This is a genomic window from Enorma timonensis (assembly GCF_000321165.1).
GTDB lineage: Bacteria > Actinomycetota > Coriobacteriia > Coriobacteriales > Coriobacteriaceae > Enorma.
Genome location: NZ_CAPF01000101.1, coordinates 1 through 19,852, shown reverse-complemented (window position 1 = coordinate 19,852; position 19,852 = coordinate 1). Strand labels below are relative to the sequence as shown.

At 63.6% G+C, this 19,852-nt stretch carries 6 protein-coding genes; 1 reads left to right on the top strand and 5 read right to left on the bottom strand.

Features of this window, described 5'->3' with window-relative positions:
• Positions 1-240: 240 nt before the first annotated feature.
• From BN423_RS10390 to BN423_RS10380, 3 genes are all read right to left on the bottom strand, one after another.
• Entirely contained in the window at positions 241-585 is a 345-nt protein-coding gene (locus tag BN423_RS10390; RefSeq protein WP_232385580.1) for a helix-turn-helix domain-containing protein, read from the bottom strand.
• Positions 575-11,002 carry a Spy0128 family protein gene (locus tag BN423_RS10385; protein ID WP_232385579.1) on the bottom strand — a complete coding sequence of 3,476 codons (10,428 nt, stop codon included), beginning with the start codon at positions 11,000-11,002 and terminating at the stop codon, positions 575-577. Before BN423_RS10385 ends, BN423_RS10390 begins: the two co-directional genes overlap by 11 nt.
• 1,567 nt (positions 11,003-12,569) lie before the next feature.
• Positions 12,570-15,239: an ABC transporter ATP-binding protein/permease gene (locus tag BN423_RS10380; protein ID WP_019240182.1), complete on the bottom strand. Its 2,670-nt coding sequence runs from the start codon at positions 15,237-15,239 to the stop codon at positions 12,570-12,572.
• Between the two features lie 237 nt (positions 15,240-15,476).
• Between BN423_RS10380 and rlmD the strand changes: the two genes are divergently transcribed.
• Positions 15,477-16,724: a 23S rRNA (uracil(1939)-C(5))-methyltransferase RlmD gene (gene rlmD / locus BN423_RS10375; RefSeq protein ID WP_019240181.1), complete on the top strand. Its 1,248-nt coding sequence runs from the start codon at positions 15,477-15,479 to the stop codon at positions 16,722-16,724.
• A gap of 422 nt (positions 16,725-17,146) precedes the next feature.
• Here the strand turns inward: rlmD and BN423_RS10370 are convergent, their stop codons facing one another.
• Entirely contained in the window at positions 17,147-18,562 is a 1,416-nt protein-coding gene (locus BN423_RS10370) for a lipase family protein (RefSeq protein WP_232385578.1), read from the bottom strand.
• Entirely contained in the window at positions 18,555-19,433 is an 879-nt protein-coding gene (locus tag BN423_RS10365) for a PHP domain-containing protein (protein WP_019240179.1), read from the bottom strand. Before BN423_RS10365 ends, BN423_RS10370 begins: the two co-directional genes overlap by 8 nt.
• Positions 19,434-19,852 lie beyond the last annotated feature (419 nt).

Below are 19,852 nucleotides of genomic sequence, written 5' to 3'. Positions count from 1 at the left end.
AAGCCGCTTGCGAGAGCTCGTTCGCGTTGAAAGTTGACAAGTTTGCACGCGAACGAATCGGGCGCGGCAGGCGGCGGGCGCGGGCGCCGGGCGCGAAATGATAAAAACCAGCCTGTCTGCTTTTTATCATCCGCAACGAAAAACGGGGCGATGCAGGTCTCCCCACATCGCCCCGTCGGTGGCTCTATCGCGGCGCGCGCCACGCCTCGCAGCGCGTGCCTCACGCCCCGCGCCCCGCGGCTACTTCTTCGGCCGCGGCTTCTCGCGCCGGTACGTCCGCGCGAGCTCGATCCCCTCGGGCGTCGCGCGGTACGCGTTGCCCAGCTGCGCCCCGGTCGGCCCGAAGATGGCCTCCGTGGTGATGAGCCCCTCGCGTCGCAGACGCGTCACCGCACGGTCAACCGACCGCACGCACACGCCCATGCGCGTCGCCAGGTCCTGCTTGGCGAACGTGACCGAATCGCGAAGCTCGGTCTCGCGCACCACGAGCAGCAGGATCCGCTCGTGCACGAAGGCATGCCGACCGTTGATGCGCGTCGCCACGCCCGTCAGCGAGGAGCCCGTCGCAGCCATCCTACTCGCCACGCTTCCTGCGTACCGCAAGGCCACCGGCCACGAGCGCCACACCGGCCACCGTCGCCACGCCGAGGAGCAGCGGCATGGTGTCGCCCGTCTGCTCGAGCGTGTCGCCGCCGGGCAGCACCGGCTTCGCCGGCTCCTCCGGCTTGGTGTAGGTGTTCTGGAACACCGGCGCCGGTTCGCTGCCATCGGCCATGGCGACGTTCGTCACCTGGAGCTGGCCCTTGCCGTCGTCCTTGACCGTCACCACGAGCTCGTAGCGCGACTCGTCGTAGGTGACGTTCTCGCTCTGGATGCCGTCGGTCGCGGCGTCATCGTCCTCCGGCAGCACCTCCGAGATCCACAGGTGGTACTCGCCCGCCTGCTTGAACGCCATCGGGTCGAAGTTGACCGTGCCCGTCGCGTCGTTCGTCGCCTCGGCGTAGAGCGCGTCGCCCGCCTCGTTCGTTATCTGGAAGGTGAACTCGCCCTCCTCGAGGTCGCGGCCGGTGAGCACCTTAGTGGCGCCGAAGCCCATGCTCGCGGGCGCTGCCTCGTAGGTGTTCTCGAATGCGATCGTCTTGTCCTCGGTGCCGTTGATGCTCCACGTCACGTCAAGCCCGCCGACGTGGTTATCCTCAACGTCCGCCGTGACGGTATAGGTATGGGGGTCGTACTTGAGACCCACGTTATCCTCGCCCGGCTTCTCCGCCAGCGTGTACTGGTAGATGCCCGGCTTGTCGAAGGTGATGGGGTCGAACGTCACCGCTCCGGTCTCGCCGTCAGCTGCGGCCGCGTTGGTGGCCGTGTACTGCGTGCCGTCGGGCGCCGTAAGCACGAAGGTGAACTCGCCTTCATGCATGTCGCGGCCGGCAAGCGTCTTGGTGATGGTCAGCTGGCCATCACCCGTCGGGCTCGACTCCACGGGCTCCACCGAGTAGGTGTTGGTGAAGGTGAAGAGCGGCGCGTTCGCGGGATCGCTCGTCACGGTGAGCACGCCATGACCGTCGTCATGCACCGTGTACTTGATGGTCTTGGGCTCCGTGTCCACGGTGACGTAATCGATGGTGCCGGGGTTGGTCTCGGCCTCGGTCACCTGATACTCGAACGTGAACTTACGCGGCTGGCCGTCCAGCTCCTGAGTGTCGATGCCCTCTTCGGCATTCGCGCCCTCCTGCGCGGCAAGCGCGTTGTTGAGGTCGTCGAGCGTGAACTCGATGGCGCCGAAGGTCACGTTGCCGTACTCGTCGTTCGTGGTCACATTGCCGTTACCCTCGGGCATGGGCGCGCCCTCGGTCACCGGCTCGAGCGTGAAGGTGTATTCGCCAGCGAGCGCGGCGATGTTGGGCTCAAGACCCTCGGCGTGGTCGAACACCTTGTTGCCCGTGGGCGTCACGGAAACGGGCTCGCCGTCGTTCGTGGAATAGGTGTTCTCGAAACCATGACCCTCGGGCAGATCTGCCTTCGCGATCAGGGTGCCGTCGCCCTTATCGACCACCGTGATGGTGAAGTCGAAGGAAGGCTTAGAGGCACTCACGCCCTCGGCGGGCAGGCCATCGGTGACCTCGGAGGCGGTGTACTGGATGGTCCACGAAGGCAGACCGTCCTCGTTCGTAACCTTCTCGGTGTAACGTGCCTTAACCATCTCGGCCAGCGACGCGGTGTCGTACTCGAACGAGCCGAAGTCCACCGTGCCGTCGGCGGCGTTGGTCACGTCGCTCTTCACCACGGCCTGGTCACCGCCGGCGTACGCCACCTGGAAGGTGAACTCGCCGGCCTCGAGCGGACGATTCACGAGGGTCTTGGTGGTGCTCACCGTCGCAGGGGTGCCGCCAACGCCGGGGTCGGTGCTGGCCGCGTAGCTGTTCTTGAAGTCCACACTCGCGACCGCACGGTCGGCAGGAGCGGTGGCGTTCGTCACCACAACGGGCTCGCCCACCACGGCGCCGTTCGCATCCTTCACTGTCGTCGTCACGGTAAGGGTCGCGGTCGAGGGCTCATGCGCCACGGAAATCTCGACGCGATAGGTCGCATCGTCGTTCGTGTAGCCCTCGCCGCCCTTCTTGGTCTCGGAGACCTCGTAGGCGAACGTCTTGCCCGCGTCGTCCTGCGTGAACGTCATATCCTTGCCCGCGAGCGGGAAGGTCGCCACGGATGCCTTCGTGCCGTCATCGGCCTCCGGCGAGGGCTGCACGCTGCCGCCCGCATCGATACCGAGCTTCGCGGCCGCATCGTTAGCCGAAGTGCTGGTGCCGTCAACCGGCTTCACCGTGAACTCGAACTGGCCGGCCGTCATGTCGCGCCCGGTGAGAGTCTTGGTGATCTGGAAACCACCGGCCGCGGCGTAATCCACGCTCGTGCTGTACGTGTTGGTGAACACGCCATTCTGCACCTGCGGCGTCGCCGTCATGGTGCCGTTGCCGTTATCGACCACGATGATGGTGAGCGTCGCCTCGCGGTCGCTGTCGTAGGTCATGCCGGCAATGTCGCCAGCCGTCTCCTTCACCGTGTAGGTGAAGGTCTTGGTGGGCTTGCCATCCACCATCTGCGCGCCCGTCATATCCTTGTCCGTGAACGTCACGGTGCCGAAGTTGAAGGAGCGCGCCGTGCGGTCGGGGTCGGCGAGCGTAGCCTCGGGGTTGTCCTTCGTCACCGTAACCGTCGAGGCACCGTTGCCGCTCGCGCCTTCGAACGCCGGGGCACCGTCGTTCGGCGTGATGGTGAACTGGAAGCTGTCGCTGTCGAGCCAGCGGCGCCCGTCGATGACCTTGTAGAAGGTCGCCGTGGTCTGGGCGTCGCCGGTGTCGACCGTCGTGCCGCCCGTGCCGTAGCTGTTGTTGAACGTGATGCCGTCGACCTTCATCGGGGCAAGCGCGTCCGCGTCGGCCTTCGAGACCTCCTCATAGGTGCCCTTGTAGATGCTCATCACGGCCTTGGAGTCAAGAGTCTGGTCATCATAGGTGACCTCGACCTTCACGGTAAAGGTGGTCGGGTCGTACGTCACGCCATCGACCTTGTAGCCATTGCCCTCGTTGGCACCGGCGGGCATGTTCTCCGTCACCTCATAGTAGAAGGTGTGGTTATGGCCGTCGAACTGGAACTTAGCCGTGCCGAAGCTCGCGTCCTTGGTCTGGATATCAACGTTTGCATCGATGTAGCGGTTGCCCTGGTCGTCGGTCTGCACGCGGTCACCCATGGGCGCCGTCGCCGCCTCATCACCCACGGCGGTCACGCGGAACGAGAACATGCCGTCCGTCATGGGTTTGCCGTTATTGGGATCAGCATAGACCTTGCTGGCCGTGAGCTCGAGCGTTTCCGCATCGGCGTCGAACTGGTTCTCGAACGCGGCGGTGTTGTCTGCCACGAGCTCGCCGGTCGCATCACCCGTTACGTAGTCTCCATCGTGGTTGCGCACGTGGAACATCTGGGCGCTCACGTCGAGCGTGCCATCATGCGCGTCGCGCACGGTGACGACCACGTGATACGTGTCGAGCGCGTAGTCCATGCCCTGCTTGATCTGCGCCTTCTCCGCATCGCTGCCGTCAACGACGGTGTGCGTGTCGGAGAGCTCGCGAATCACATAAGTGAATTGAGCGGATTCCTTGCCACCAAGGTCATCAGCAGCGTACTCGATATCCGGGAAGTTGAACGATCCGTCCTCGGACACGTGCATGGCGTACGTCCAGCGGTCAGCATCCGTCTCGGGGGTGCCGGTGGGAGCCGGGGTGCCCTTGTCGCCGCGGAGCACGATGTCGACCTGCTCGCCGTTCTGCCAGGCGCGGCCGGTGAGCGTCTTGCTCGCCTTGAGGTAGGTCGCGCCGTCGAGCTTGCCGCCCTCGCTGGCCTTGTAGGTGTTCGTGAACGCGGCAGCGTTCGTCACGGCCTTGTCGGCTTCGTTCGCCGCCTCGTTGTTGTCGTACGTGACCTTGGCCGCGAGCTGGCCAGTGCCGTCGTCGGTCACCGTCACGGTCACCTTAGCGGTATGGGTGTCCTTGGTGATGCCGCTGCCGTTCTCGGCCGGGCTTGTCTCGGTGATGGTGTAGACGAAGTTCTTCGTCATGGCACCGCCGAGGTCGGCCTTCGTGTAGGTGATGTCGCCGAAGATGTCGGTCGCGACGCCGTTCTCGGGCTCGTCGTCGGAGGAGAGCTCAACCGTCTTGGTTCCGGGCAGCGGCGCATCGGGCGTCGATTCGTCGGCCGCGATGGTGAACTCGAAGCTATCGGTGTCGCGCCACTCGTTGTCCGGGCGACCGGTGAAGGTCTTATGGACGGTGATCTGCGCGTCGCCGTCCTTGCCCACCGTCACGTCATCCGGCGTGTAGGTGTTCTGGAACGCGATGCCGTTCTCGGGCGCGTTGACCGTCGCCTCGAGCGTGCCGTCGCCGTTATCGACGATCGTCACGGTGAAGTCGAAGCTCGTCGGGTTTTCAGCCGTCACCTTTGCGGGCAGCTTATCCGTCTTCTCCTGAGCGCTGTAATAGAGCGTCCAAGTGGCGTTGCCCTTGTCATCCAGCTCCTTCGTGGCGTATCCGTCGGCCACTGCCTGGTCGAGCTTGTCGATCGTGTAGGTCATGGCCTCGTTCGTGCCGGTGAAGGTCACCTTGCCCGCCTCGCCGTCCTTCGCGGCGGCGTTCGTGCCGGTTGCCACCTTCGTGGAGGTGAACGCAGCGCCGTCATCCGGATCCGCGTCGCGCGTCACGATCTCGAAGTTGAACTCATCGGCCTTCATATTGCGCCCGGTGAGCGTCTTGGTGGCCTTAACATCCGCCGCCACGTCACCCGTCGTCGCGTCCGTGCCGTAGGTGTTCGTGAAGTCGGGCACTGCGGTCTGGTGAGCGTCCGCCGAAGTCGTCTGGTCGAAGACCGGCTTCTCAACGCCATCCTTCGTCACCTTGGTGTGGACGCTCATGGTGCCGTCGTGGTTGTCGATGGGCGTGATCTCGACGGTGTACTTCGCGCCATCGTAGGTGTAGCCCTCGGCACCGCCGTTCTTCTCTGTCACCGTGAAGCGGATGGTCTGGCCAGCGTCATCCTGGTCGAACGTCAAGGGCTGGTCGAACGGGCTCCACGTCACCGTGTTCGCGCTCGCCTTTTCGGGAGCGGGGTTCTTCCACTCAACCGGATCACCCACGGGGTCGCCGTCCTGGTTGAGCACCTGCGCCTCGAACGTGAACTGCCCCTCGGTGAGCGCATGGTTCTCGAGCGTCTTCTGGATGTTCAGGCCGCCGACCGCGTCATAATCCACGCTGGCCTCGTACGTATTGGTGAACGTGCCGTCCGTCACGATGCTGCTAGTATTCGTCACCACGAGGTCGCCCGTGTTCGGATTGTCCTCGACTTTGAACTTGAGCGTCGCCACGTTGTCGGCGTAGGTCAGACCGCCCTCGGTGGTACCGGCCTTCGCCTCCGTCACCTTGTACACATAGGTGCCAGGCTTGTTGAACGTCAGCGTCCCGAAGCCGAACGACACGTTCTGGCCGTTCTTCGCGCCTGCGCTCGAAACCGTCACCGTCGCCGGATCGGGCATGGCCTCGGCGGCAAGGTTGCTCTCAACCGAGTCGTCCGCCGCGATGGTGAACTCGAAGGAATCGCTCTCGAGCCAATCGCGACCCGTGATGACCTTGTTGAGCAGCCCAGCGGCCGAGGTGTCATACGTTGCGGCATCCGGCGCGTATCTGTTCTCGAACGTCACCGTCGGGATGGTGTAGTCAGCATCATCGGTGTTGCCAGTGTAGACCACATCATCGCCCGTCGGCTCGCCCGCAGCATCGCACGGCGTGATGGTCGTCACCACATGCATGGTGCCGTCGCCCTTGTCCACGACCGCAAGGTCAACGCGGTAGCTCAACGGGTCATAGGTCACGTTGGGCTTGATGGTCTGCTGGGAACCCGCAGCCGTAATCTCGTCCTGCGTGCTCAGCTCGTCCACGACGAAGCTGAACGTCTTGCCAGCGTCGTCCTGGTTGAACTTGAAGCCGTCACCCATGAAGATTTGCATGGTGCCGTCGGCCTCGTTGCCGAAGAGGCGATCGCCGTTCTCGAGCTTCGCGTTGGCCTCCTCAGCCGTGGTGCCCGTGCCGTCGATGCCCTTCACCGTGAAGGAGAACTCGCCCGCACGGAGCGCACGGCCGTCCAAGGTCTTCACGACCTGGATGCCGCCCGTCTCGCCGTCGCCGAAGTCGGTCGACGCGCTGTACTCGTTCTTGTACACGGCCTGGCTGTTGTCAGCGGCCACGACGTCCTTGTTGTCGTACGTGATGTTCTCGATCTTGAGCTTGCCCGCTTCGGCATCGACGCCCACGGTCACGGTCACGTCGGTCTCGTGCGTGTCGTACTTCATGCCCTTGGCGTCATCGGGCTTGGGCGTCTCGGTGATGGTGAAGTGGTAGGTGCCCACCTTGCTGAAGGTGATGCCGTTGAACGCGAACGGATATGCCGTGTCCTTGACCTTGGGGTTCTGGTCGTCATTGTCCGCGACCGTCACCGTGCAATCGTCCGGCATCTTCACGCCGTCCTGCTTCCTGTAACCCTCGGCCTCGGCGATGGTGAACGTGTAGCTGTCGCCGTTCCAGTTGCGGCCGTCCACGGTCTTGGTGCCATGGATGGAGGTATCGCCATCCTCAGTGGTGGTCACGTCATCCGGATCGAAGGTGTTCGTGAAGAGCGCCTGGTTGTCAGGCGCGGCCTGCGTGCCGTCGGCGTCAGTGAAGTACTCGACGGTCGTCTTGATGACAGCCTTGCCGGATTCATCCGTGGCGCGCACAATGGTCACCTTGGCGTAATAGACCTGCTCGCTATAGTCCATACCGGGGACGGGGTTGTAGGTGTCATCCTCAGTAAGCTCGTACCAGAACACCGCCGTGTTCTCGTCCTCGGGGAAGTCATAGTTATCGAACGTGATGCCGAACTGGGCCGTGGTGCCGGTGTTCGTCATCTTGGCGACGCGACCCGCCCCCTCGCCTTCGGCGTCGTCCGGCATAGGCGCTGTCGCGGCGGTATCGCCCACAGGCTTCAGCTCGAACTGGAAGTCATCGTTGTCGATACCGTAGTCTCCGCCGACCGCACTGGTAGCCTTCTTATTCGCCTGGATCGTCGCTTCGGTTTCGCCAACCTGATACGTGTTCACGAACTTAGCCGTACCAGGCTCGCCCCACGGGTCAAGCGCGGTGCCGTCATCGCGACGGGTCTGCTGGATGGTCGTTTCCGCCTTGAGCGTGCCATCGTGGTTATCGGTGACGGTAATGGTCACGCGGTAGCGTGCACGCGACGCACTCACGCCGGCAGGAATCGTAGACTGAGCATCGTTCTCGTAAATCGTGTAGCGATACACACCCGGCGTGTCGAACGACAGGTCTTTGAAGTTGAACTTAATGGGGTCTTCGCCCTTGTTGGGGTCGCCCTTCACAACCACGGTGTCCACCGCCGTGCCGGCGTCATCGGTTGTCCCTGACTGAAGCTGCGCGAGCACAAACGTGTAGCTCTCGTCATCCACCCAGGCACGGCCGTCGATTGCCTTCGTGCCGGTGAGGTCGGTCGAGCCCTTCACGGTCGCGGGCGTGGTGACCTTGTAGGTGTTGGTGAACGCGGCCTGCGCGGTCTCCGCGGCGGCGATGGTACCGGTATCGCCGGTCTTCTCGGTGTCGTAGCCACCCTCGGCATCTTCGGTCACGGTGTAGTGAGCGCCGTTGTTGAGGCCGTAGATGATGAGCTGCTGACCGTCATGGAGCTTATAGGTGGCGCCGCCGTCAGTGAACTTGATTCCGCCATCGACCGGGGTGGTTTGGCCGTCCTCGACGACCGCAGCGGTGTAGCTGCCCGACGCGCCATCCACATGAATCTTGAAGTCGAAGTCCACGCTCTCGTGGTAGGCGACATCCTCCTGCGGGAAGCCTGCAGGCGTCACAACGTCCTTGGAGATGGCGAGCGAGCCGGGCATCTCGATCCCGATGCGGCCGTTGTTACCGAGCGCGACGTTGATCGCATCGCCATTCCAGCTGGGGCTCAGCGCCTGCGTGGCGGTATGCGTCTTGTTGCTGGCGTCCGCCTTCGCGGTGTTGAAATCGCTCGCACGGCTCAGGCGCGGCTTGCCGGTCTTGATGTATACCTGGCCGTCCCGAATCTCATCGTTGTTAAGCTGGTCGTAAGGGCCCTTGATGCCGTAGTAATCCGGGTGGTTCACGAAGTTAGCCTTCGACACCTCGACGGCTTCCCAATTCTCAGTTGCGGTACCAGCCTTGTCATAGGTGAACTTGTACCAGAGACTGCCGCTGCCGCCCAGGTCGTCCTGCGTTGCGGGCTGCGTGCACGCCTCGTCCGTATAGACCGGCGTGTCCTCCTGGAAGTAGTAGAACGCGTTCTTCGTGGACGGCTCGAAGCTCGCCGTGGTGCTGCCCGTCGCGGTTGTGCCGTCGGCCGTGGTCGGGCGCGTCCAGTTATTCGAATAGAGGTACACCTGCGTGCCGTCCTCGGACGTGTTGCCGACGCCCTTGAGGTACGTATTCAGATCACTGCTCTCGTCTCCGAGCTGCTGAATCATGATGTCGTCGATGTTATCAACGACCTTCACGCCATAGAGCGCGCGGATGGGGAACGTCTCGTTCGGGTCGCTCGTAACGGTAGTTTCGCCGTCCTCGGTCTTCACGTTGTAATGCAACAGCGGGATGAGCGACGCCGGGATCTGAACCGTTACCGTGTCGCCCTGAAGCGCAGGATTCGTCGATTTCGCAACCGAAATCTTGATTTGGTTGATGTTGCTGAGGCTACCGCCATCCTTGTCAGTGTAGTTGCCCTCGACCGACACGTCCGGCATGGTGTAGGCACCGCCGTTGGCATCGTACTGCGCGGTGTACGGCGTGTTCTTATAGACAACCGTGAAGTTCTGCTCCGGATTGACCTCCATGTACGCGCCGAGCGTATCCGTGAAGGTGATATAGCCATCGTTGGACATGTTGAAGCCGTGGTCGGTATCGACCTCCGTCGGCACGCCGACAGCACCGGTCTGCATGTCCTCGGCGATTTGCTCAAAGACCTGGCTCAGGCTCTCTGCGTCGGTAGCCGCTTTGTAGTAGCTGTCCTCGCCTTGCGTATTCTCTGCACGCTGTCCCAAGCTATTGCGGTCGTTTGCCGTGGCATTCGGATAGTTGCTCGACATGGCATGCATGAAGCGGTCGCTCGACTGGGTGTTCTGATCCGCCGGGTCATTATCCGGATTGGCATTTTCGAAGATGCCAACCGAATAGATAATCGTAGGATTCTCAGCGGTCTTCAGGCCGCGCGCAATGCTTACCGCCTGGCTCGCCTGACTATTTGAGTCGGCCTCGCCATCCGCAAAGAAGATGACGACCTTCTGCGCGTTTGAACGAGCATCGTTATTAAGTATGTCGCGCGCCTCACTCATGCCGTCCTGGGGCGAGGTACCGCCGCCGGCTTCGATGTTCTCGACCGCACGTTTGAGGTCATCGGCGCCATCCCCGTAGCACGTCGTAAGCTGGGCATTGACCGTTGCGTTGTTTTCGTAGCTCACAATCGAGATGCGATGCCTGCTGTTAGCATCGCTTATGTTTGCGTTGGCCGCCTCAGTCTGGTCGATGAACTGAGAAACTGCCGCCTTGAGGGCATCAATACGGAGATTGCCCCCGCGATAGAACTGAATCTTGCCCTCAGTATCATTCGGATCGGTAATGGGCTCGATATTCTGGCCATTGAGGCGCCACGCCTCGTGGGTAACGCTACCGGTGCCCAGAATCGAGTTGTCGTCGACCTGCTCTTCGATCTCAACGTATTTGCCGTCTACCAACGCATAGTACTGCGGGGCAACGGATCCGCCGGTTGGTATTCCCGCGAACTTGTTGTAGTCGGATTCAACGATATCGTTCACGGGATAATACGCCGTGTCAGAAACGCGATTCTGCTCCATCGACCCAGAGCGATCCAGCACGAGCACGATGTCGAGGGGCTTGTCGGTATAGGTCACCTTGTTCGACGTGGAGGAGAGCGCCGAAAGGGCAACGAGGAAGTCGGAGGATTTCGCCTTGGTGATGGTGCCGCCGTTGGGATCGAGCTTGATGTCGCCCGTCGAGACGGACTTGTCCGTCCAGATGCGGCCGACGTTCGCGGTGCCGTTCGTGGCAACGCTCGCATTCATGTAATCTTTCCAGCTGTTGACCGTCATGTCGTCCGCGACAGGGGCGGATTCATCGCCCGCAGCGCGCCCCAGACCGAGCGCGTTCTGATATGCGCGGGCAACGGTGCCCACGGGGTCGGACGTGAGGTCGCCGAAGTCCGCGCCATCGGCATAGACCACCGCCGCGGTCAGTCCGAAGAACGCGAGCGCGAGCGCGCCGACGATAGCGATTGCGCGCTGGGCGAGGCGGCTATGGAGCAGCCCCTTCCCCGACGCGCCATGGGCAGGCCTTTTGCGACGATTGAAGTTCATTCCTGGCATGTGAACACCTATCCTTACTCCCCCGCGCGCGGATCCTCCTGTTTTTGCGCACGCGTACCCGCCCGAGCGAGCGGTATACAGGGTTCATTCTAGGTGGCGTAAACTATAGTTTACAGATATTTTTGTGGGGTGCCCCCTACTAAAAATGCTTATCCCCCTTACTGTTTGCGCTCGTCAGAGGCTTAAAATCGCGGAAAAAAAAAATGACTTCAAATTTACGCTCGATACTTGTTGAAACTTTTTCATCCGTAGGCGGCAGAGTTTCGCCCTCACGCGGCGCGCACCGCGGCGAGCGGTGGGTGGTGGGCGGCTGACACGCGACGTGCGGGCGGTCGGCGCTCGGCCGGCGCGCGCCCGGCGGCTGACATGCGCCCGGCGGCTGACACGCACCCGGCGCCCTTCGCGTGCAAATCCGTCAACTTTCACTACGAAGCCGCCCTCGCGGACGTCCTCATACACAGAGTTGTCAACTCTACACGCGAAGGCACGCACGGCGGCCAGCGGCGGGCAGGGACGGCACTCACCTCACCCGCGGCACGCGCCCAGACATCGTTACTCAATGGCGGCCGACGCCTTTACACCGCTCAGCATCAAACTGCCTGCTAACGCGCCCATCGCTCAGGGTGGCGATGAATTTTACACCCTGTTTGCGATCAATTTTGCACCCTCGCCGCGATGCGTTTTACACCCTGCGTGCGAGCGATAAAAAGGTGTCAGTCACCTATTTTTCATCGTCACTCAACATTTCGCCCATCACTCAAGCGTCACTCAGACATCACTCAGATTCACACTCAGATTCTGAGTGAAATCTGAGTGATGTCTGAGTGATGCATTGGTGTCAGTCACCTTGTTATCACCCGCGGCCATCGACCTCACTTCTTGATTTATAACTTCAGGTAATGAGGCCAGAAGTGAGGTTAATGCGGTTCTACCTGCGGTTTTATTGACCTCACTTATAACCTTAAAGTGAGGTTATAAATTTGAAGGTGGCGCCTACCATCAGCATCTCTCGGCATTTATACGAGGCCGACCCGATTCGCTTTACCTGTCGTAGTGTGAGTTCTAATTACGACTAAACAACGAGCAAGCTAGGGATTTAGTCGTATAACTCGACTAAACAACGGCCTCAGCATGCCTCCCATTGGACTAAAACGCACTTAAGAACGTATTTCTAGTCCAATCCCGATGCATCCGTTCCCGGGCGAGCGGTCGATCGTTATCCGGACTGATAAAAAGGTGACTGACACTTTTTTATCAATCATCGTCACTCAGACATCACTCAGAATATCACTCAGATTCTGAGTGTTGTCTGAGTGTGAGTTTGAGTGATTGAGAGATAGCCACGCGGGCGGCGCTTATCGCGCACAGTGCCCTTTCGCACACATCGCCTTATCTCCTGGAATTGCATATTCTCGAAGATAAGGCGGCCGTTCGACCGCCTTACTGGCTGGATTTGCATATTCTGGGAGATAGGCAGCGCCCTCGATGGCCGGGTGATAAAAAGGTGACTGACACCATTTTATCACCCGGCGCCCCTGGCGCGCCCTTCCCCGGCGCCCGCGCCCCCCTACTCCGTGCGCAAGGCGGTGACGGGATCCTTCTTCGCGGCCATGCGGCTCGGCGCCAGGCCGGCCAAAAACGAGAGCCCCACCGAGATGAGCACGAGCACCACGCCCGCGCCCAGGGGCACCGCCGCGAGGTTCTCCACGCCGGCCACCTGGTAGATGATCGCGTTCACGGGGATGTCCAGCAGCACCGTCACCACGATGCCCAGCACGCCGCTCACGAGCCCGATGATGAACGTCTCGGCCGTGAAGATACGGCTCACGTCCTTCTTGCTCGCACCGATGGCGCGCAGGATGCCGATCTCCTTCGTGCGCTCGAGCACGCTGATGTAGGTGATGATGCCGATCATGATGGAGCTCACCACGAGCGAGATGGCCACGAACGCGATGAGGATGTACGTGAGCGCGTTCACGATGGTCGTCACGCTCGACATGAGCATGCCCACGATGTCCGTGTATTGAATCTCCGTGCCCTCGCCGTCCTGCCGTATCTGCTCGTTGTAGTCGTCGATGAGCTGGTCGATCTCTTCCTTCGCCTCGAAGTCCACCGGGTAGATGTTGATGCTCGACGGGTCGTCCAGGCTCGCCTTGCCCAAGATCTCGAGGTTGCCTTCGTACGTGGCGTTATCGGTCTGCGCGGCCATCTGCTCGGAGAACGCCGCGGCGATGTCATCGTCGCTCATGCCGTCCGCGCGCAGGCCGTCGATGTACTCCGTGAGCTGCGCCGCCTGGTCGCTCGGCATCTGGCCGATCATGAGCTCGATGGCGTCCATGGAGAGGCTCACCGTGTTCTCCTCGAAGGGCAGCCCGGTGAAGATGTCCGTGCCGGGCGTGGCCTCCTGCGCCTGCACCGCGGGGCTCGCGTCCTCCTCCTCGATGAGGTGCTCCACGAGCTCGGGCGTGTAGAGCACCGCGCCCCAGTTGCTGCCGCTCGAGTTGTCCTCGCTCGGCCGCACGATGCCCACCACCTTGAGCTCGTCGGCCGCGTTTACGGCCTCGGTCATGTACGCCGTGTCGTCGCTCATGTCCGCCCAGGTGCCGTCGGCCTGCTCGGCGTACTTCTCGCTCTCGGGCAGCAGCTTGAACGTGAGGTCCATGAGCTCGTCGTAGGTGTAGGTGGTGGTGTCCGCCGCCTCGACCTTCTCGCCCGCGATCACGTCGGCCATCATGCCGCGCAGCTCGCTTTGGTCCATGAGGCCCAGCGCGTAGAGCGTGTAGTCCGAGATGCGGTCGTTCTTGTCGACGTAGATCACCACCTCGTTCCACGCCTCTGGCATGCGGCCGGCCACCACGTCGTAGTCGCGCTCCCAGGTGTCGCGGTTCGGCAGCAGCTCCGTCCACACGTCGTAGGCCGTGCCGCTCCCGCCCGACATGCTCGACATCATCTCGGTCTGGGTGTCGCCCATCGCGATGCCGAGCGACTCGAGCACCGTCGCGGGGTTCACCTGCTCCACGCCCTTGGACGTGTCGGATTTATATACGTTGATGGGCGTGGCGTAGGTGTACTCGATGGCGGTGGTGAGTGCGTCGATGTCGCCGGGGTTCGTGTCGAGCCAGGCCTTGATGGCCTCCATGTCGTTTTCGGTCGCGCCGTTCGCCAGGCCGGACACCATGTCGGTCACGAGATCCTTCGACTCCACCGCGCCGGACTCGTTCGCCGAGCTCAGCTCGTCGCTCGTGCCCATCATCGAGGTCATCATGCTCGCCATGTCCATGCTCGTGGCGTTGATGGTGAGCGGGTAGCTGCCCATCGTGGATTCCTCGGTGTCCTTGATGTAGTTCTGCGTGCCGTCCGAGAGCGACAGGATGAGCGCGATGCCGATGATGCCGATCGACCCGGCAAAGGCCGTGAGGAACGTGCGGCCCTTCTTGGTCATGAGGTTGTTGAACGAGAGGCTGAGCGCCGAGAGGAAGCTCATGGAGCGCTTGCCCTTGCGCGCGTCGGCCACCGCGTGCTCCTGGATCTGCTCCTGGGTGAGGCGCTCGCGCGCAGGGTCCACCGGGTCGGAGTCGCTCGTGATGAGGCCGTCCTTGATGCGCACGATGCGGTCGGAATACTCCTCCGCGAGCTGCGGGTTGTGCGTGACCATGATGACGAGGCGGTCGCGGCTGAGCTCCTTCAGGATCTCCATGACCTCGACGGAGGTGTCGGTGTCGAGCGCGCCCGTGGGCTCGTCGGCCAGGACGATCTCCGGATCGTTCACGATGGCGCGGGCGATGGCCACGCGCTGCATCTGGCCGCCGGAGAGCTGGTTGGGGCGCTTCTTCAGGTGGTCGCCCAGGCCCACGCAGCGCAGGGCTTCCTCCGCGCGGCGGCGGCGCTCGGCCTTGGGCGTGCCGGAGAGCAGGAGGGCCATCTCGACGTTCGCGAGCACCGTCTGGTGCGGGATGAGGTTGTAGCTCTGGAAGACGAAGCCCACGCTGTGGTTGCGGTACGTGTCCCAGTCGCGGTCGCGGTAGCTCTTGGTGGAGCGCCCGTTGATGACGAGGTCGCCGCGGGTGTACTGGTCCAGGCCGCCGATGATGTTGAGCAGCGTGGTCTTGCCGCAACCGGACTGGCCGAGGATGCTCACGAATTCGCGGTCGCGGAACGTGACGGAGATGCCCTTGAGCGCGTGGACGACGTTCTCGCCCGACGCGTAGTCCTTCGTGATGCCTTTGAGCTCGAGCACGGCGCTGCCTTTCTTCGATGTTGCTTGCCCTATGGTACCCATTTCGGGGGTTGAGCGGGCACGGGAGCGCGGGGTGCGCGGGGCGCGTGCGTGCGGCCGGCGCGCCTGTGTGAGAAAATGGCAGGGCGATAATTTGGTGTCAGTCACCTTTTTATCAGGCGCTCGCGCCTGATAAAAAGGTGACTGACACCAAATTATCGCCCCACTAACGTATCACCTCGCGGATAAGGAACGCCCATGTCGAAGCGGACGCGCTCGGAAAAGGACAACGCAGGCCCCTGCCCCATCATGCGCGCATGCGGCGGCTGCGCGTGGCTGGGCGTGCCGTACAGAAAGCAGCTCAGGCGAAAGCAGGCGGCGATGGAGGAGCTGTTCCGGCCGCTTCTCGATCGCTTCGGCTGGGACGTTGAGATCGACCCCATCCGCGACATGGGCGGCACCTCCGAGACCGAGGGGAAGCTCGCCTCGCCGCGCGCGTTTCGCTACAAGGCGGCGACCCCCTTCGCGCCGCTGCCGGACGGGCGCATCGCCTGCGGGTTCTACGCCGCAGGGACGCACCGGATCGTGCCCGCCGCAGATTGCGCCGTCGAGGCACCCGGCGCGCGGCGCATCCTGAACGAGGTCGCGCGCGTGGCCGAGGGCCTGGGCATGCGCGCCTACGACGAGGACACCCACCGCGGCCTGCTGCGCCACGCCGTGGTGCGCCTGGGCTGGCGCACGGACGAGAGCATGCTCACCGTGGTGACGGCCAACCGCGACCTGCCGCGCAAGCAGGAGTTCGCGCGCGAGCTCCTCGCCTTGAGCCCGCGCATCACCTGCGTGGCGCAGAACGTGAACCCGCGCCCCGGCAACGCCATCCTGGGGCCGGAGACGCGCGTGCTCGCCGGCGAGCCGTGCATGCACGATGAGCTGCTGGGATGCACGTTCGCCATCTCGCCCACGTCGTTCTACCAGACAAACCCGCAGCAGACCGAGGTGCTCTACCAGCTGGCGATCGAGGGCATGGCGCTCCGGCCGAACGACATCCTCGTGGACGCCTACTGCGGAAGCGGCACGATCGGCCTGTGCGCAGCGCATGCGGCAGCCCAGAGTGGCACGCCGGTGCACCTGCTGGGTATCGAGCAGAACGAATCGGGCGTGGCGGACGCGCGGCTCAATGCGCGCCTCAACGGCCTCACGCCGGAGCAGGCGACCTTCGTTGCCGCGGACGCCACCGCCTACCTGCGGAAAGCCGCCGGCGAGGGCGCGCGCTACGACGTGGTGGCGCTCGACCCGCCGCGCGCCGGCTCCACGCCCGCCTTCCTCGAAGCTGCGATGGCCACGGAGCCGCGGCGCATCGTCTACATCAGCTGCAACCCCGTGACGCAGGCACGCGACCTCGAGGTGCTCGGAGCGGGCGGCTACCGCCTGCTGCGCCTCACGCCCGTGGACATGTTCCCGCACACGGAGCACGTCGAGACCGTCGCCGTCCTCGCCCGCGCGTGATGGGTTGGTTGGGGACGTGTTCCTTTCAACCCATTTTTGCGCTGATGGGTTGATTGGGGACGTGTTCCAACCAACCCATTTTTGCGCCGGATTCCCAAAGTGGGCGAAACGAACGGTTTATACGGGGGTGTCCAAGTAGCCAGGAAATCGGCGACCTCGCTACCTGCGCTTTTATTGGCGCGTAGCCCTTTGCTACTTGAGGGGGTGCCGATAAACCGCTCGTTTCGCGCCATCTGGGTTTGCGAGCCATCCGCGGCGCGAAAAAACCGCCCGATACCGAGGCGCCAATCTGTTTGAGAGGCCTAATGTAAATTTACCCCAGGGGTATTTTTACATCCGTCAGCACATCGCGTGTCGGAGCTCTCCTCGGGAAAGATGTAAAAATACCCCTGGGGTAATTTTACATGCCCCTCGCAGTAGCGTTACGCAAGCACATCCTCGTCAATCGCAAGCATCCAGGCTACGTACACGCTCTGGTAGTGGCCGTGCAGGATCTGAAACGGGTCGATGTGCGCGACGAGCGCCTGCACCACGGAGGCCACCCCGCCCGGCGTCGTGAGCTCGGAGACCGACGCGACCTTGGCGCTCACGTCGTCGATGACCGAGCGCACCGCCCGCTCGTTCTCGGGGTCGTACGGGCTCCCCTCGCCCGCCGCGTCCGCGCCGACCAGCTGCTCGTAGCTGGCGCAAAAGGCCTCGAAGTGCTCGTCAAAAGCCTCGTCGTCCAGGCCGGGAAGCTCGATGTCCACGCCGTAGCGATCGTAGCCCCAAGCGGAAAGCGGCAGGTAGGTCATCATGTCCGCGGGGTTCGCGATGTTGAAGATGTTGTTGTAGCGCGCGTCCGAGGCCGAGGCGCTCGTCGTGCAGCCGGGCGAGGCGAAGGTGTAGGCGCACACGATGTCGCCGGACGCGAGGCCCATCGGGGCGTCGGGCGCGTCCGCGGCGTCGCGAGCGGCGTCTTCGCCCGCGCCCGCGTCCTCGCCCGAGACCCCGCACCCCGCGAGCTCGTCATCTGCCATCGCTGCGACGATGTTCGCGATGGCGCCGCCGCGGCTGTGCCCCGTGAGCACGACCGTCACGTCGTCGCCGCGCGCATGGCTCTCGCGCACCCACGGCTCGAGCGCCGCATAGATCTCATTCGCGGCGTCCGAGTAGCCGCGGTGGTACCCCTCGAGCCCCTCGGCCACCGACCGCTCGTCGTGCAGGTACAGGTTGCTCACCCATTCCGCCCCGTAGCTGCCGCGCACCGCGACCACGATCACCGACCGGGTCTCGTCCCCCACCGCCACGCGCTTGCGCGCCATGGCATAGGCGACCGAGTCCTCCTCGCTCGTGAACACGTTGAGCACCTGATCGACGATCTCGCTGCGGTAGCGGTACGACTCGGTGCTGACCTCGGTGAAGCCCAGGCCGTGCAGCGCCTCCTCCATATATGCCGGGCCGTCCGCACCCGACTGGTAGTGGCCCGACTCCGCGTACGCGAGCGACGAGAGCACGGAAGCCGTGCACGCGAGCTCATGGTTATATATGTAGGGGTCGGCGACCGCCCAGGCGTCGTCCCAGACGAGCGGCGCCACCGCCTCGCGCGCGCCCGTCTCGAAGAACGTGAGCGCCGCCTCGATCTCGTAGCGCCCCGCGGCCACCGCGGTCTCGGCGTACGCCGCCTGCGGACGCGCGCCGGAATCGACGCCGCCCAGGCCGCGGCGCGCCTGCTCGTAGCGATAGAGCAGCGAGAACGCCGCCACCAAAAGCAGCGTCGCGAGCACGATGCCCACCGCGAGCGGCACGCGGACGAGCGCCGCGCGCAGCACCGAGGTCATGCCGCGCGCGTCACGCACGGTCGCCCCCGGCCTGCTCGCCTGCTTCACCCGCCGCCTGCGCGGACGCCTCGTCCACGAGGTGGCGCAGGTCGCAGACGCCGGCGTTCGCGAGCGCTCCGAGCATCGTGGCGCGGTCGCGGTTCATGATGAGCTCCTGCGGGAAGTGGATCTCCTCGAGCATGCGCTTCGTGGTGGGGAACTGGCCGATCTGGTACGCCATGTGCGCGTCGCTCGACACCGAGATGCCCACGCCCAGCTCGGCGCAGCGCTCCGCGATGCGGCGGCACGTGTCCACCGTCCCGCCCGTACGGTCGCCCTCGAGGCTGTGCTCGTTGATCTCGATGAGCTTGCCGCGCTCCTTGGCGGCCGTGAGCACCTCGTCCAGGTCGAACGGCACGCCCGCGCGACCGGTGTGGCCGAGCACGAACACGCGCGGCTCGGCGAGCACGCGCAGGTACATCTCGGTCGTCTGCGCGATGGAGGCGCTCTGGGCGAAGCTGCGGTCGTGCACGCTCGCGATGAGGTAATCGAGCCCCTTGGTGACGCGGTGGAAGAGGCTCTCGCCACGCGTGCAGCGGTCGGTCGTGATGTTGTCCGTCGAGATGATGTCCTGGCCGAAGAACCCGCCCTCGAGCGTGGCGATGTCGACCTCGGCCGCGCGCAGCAGCGTGACGCCGTCCCAGGTGCGCGGCCAGATGACCTGGTTCGTGAAGAACTGGAAGTTGCGCAGGTGCTGCTCGGGGTAGAGCATGCAGCTGAAGTGGTCGGACGAACCCAGGAGCTCGAGCCCGGCGGCGCGGGCGGCCGCGACGTTTTCCGCGAGGGTCGAGTATGCGTGGCGCGAGAACAGGGTGTGCGTGTGGATGTCGGTTCTGATGTCGAGCGTCATGATGCCCAGCCTTTCCGCCCGCCGCGCACGGTGGCGCCGCGGACGAGCGCGATGCCGCCCGATTGTGCCGGCGGCGTCCATGTTTATGCCATTATGCCGTGGTTCTTTGACGCAACGGGGCAAAATGCCGGGCTTCGCGGAAGTCGCACGAGCCGGGAGGGCGCCGCGGGCGGGAGCGGGGCGCCAGGCAGGCGGCTGGGCGGGGCGCAAGGCGGGCAGGAGCCCCGAATTTCGAGCGCATCGCCGCGCGCGGACGGGTTTTCGACCTCCCGCGCGACCCCGCCAACCCAAAGTGCGCGAAATGAACGTTTTATAGGCACCCCCTCAAGTAGCAAGGGGTCGCGCACCAACAAAAGCGCAGGTAGCCGAGTTGCCCTTGTGCCGGCTACTCGGCTACCCCCTCATAAAACGTTCGTTTC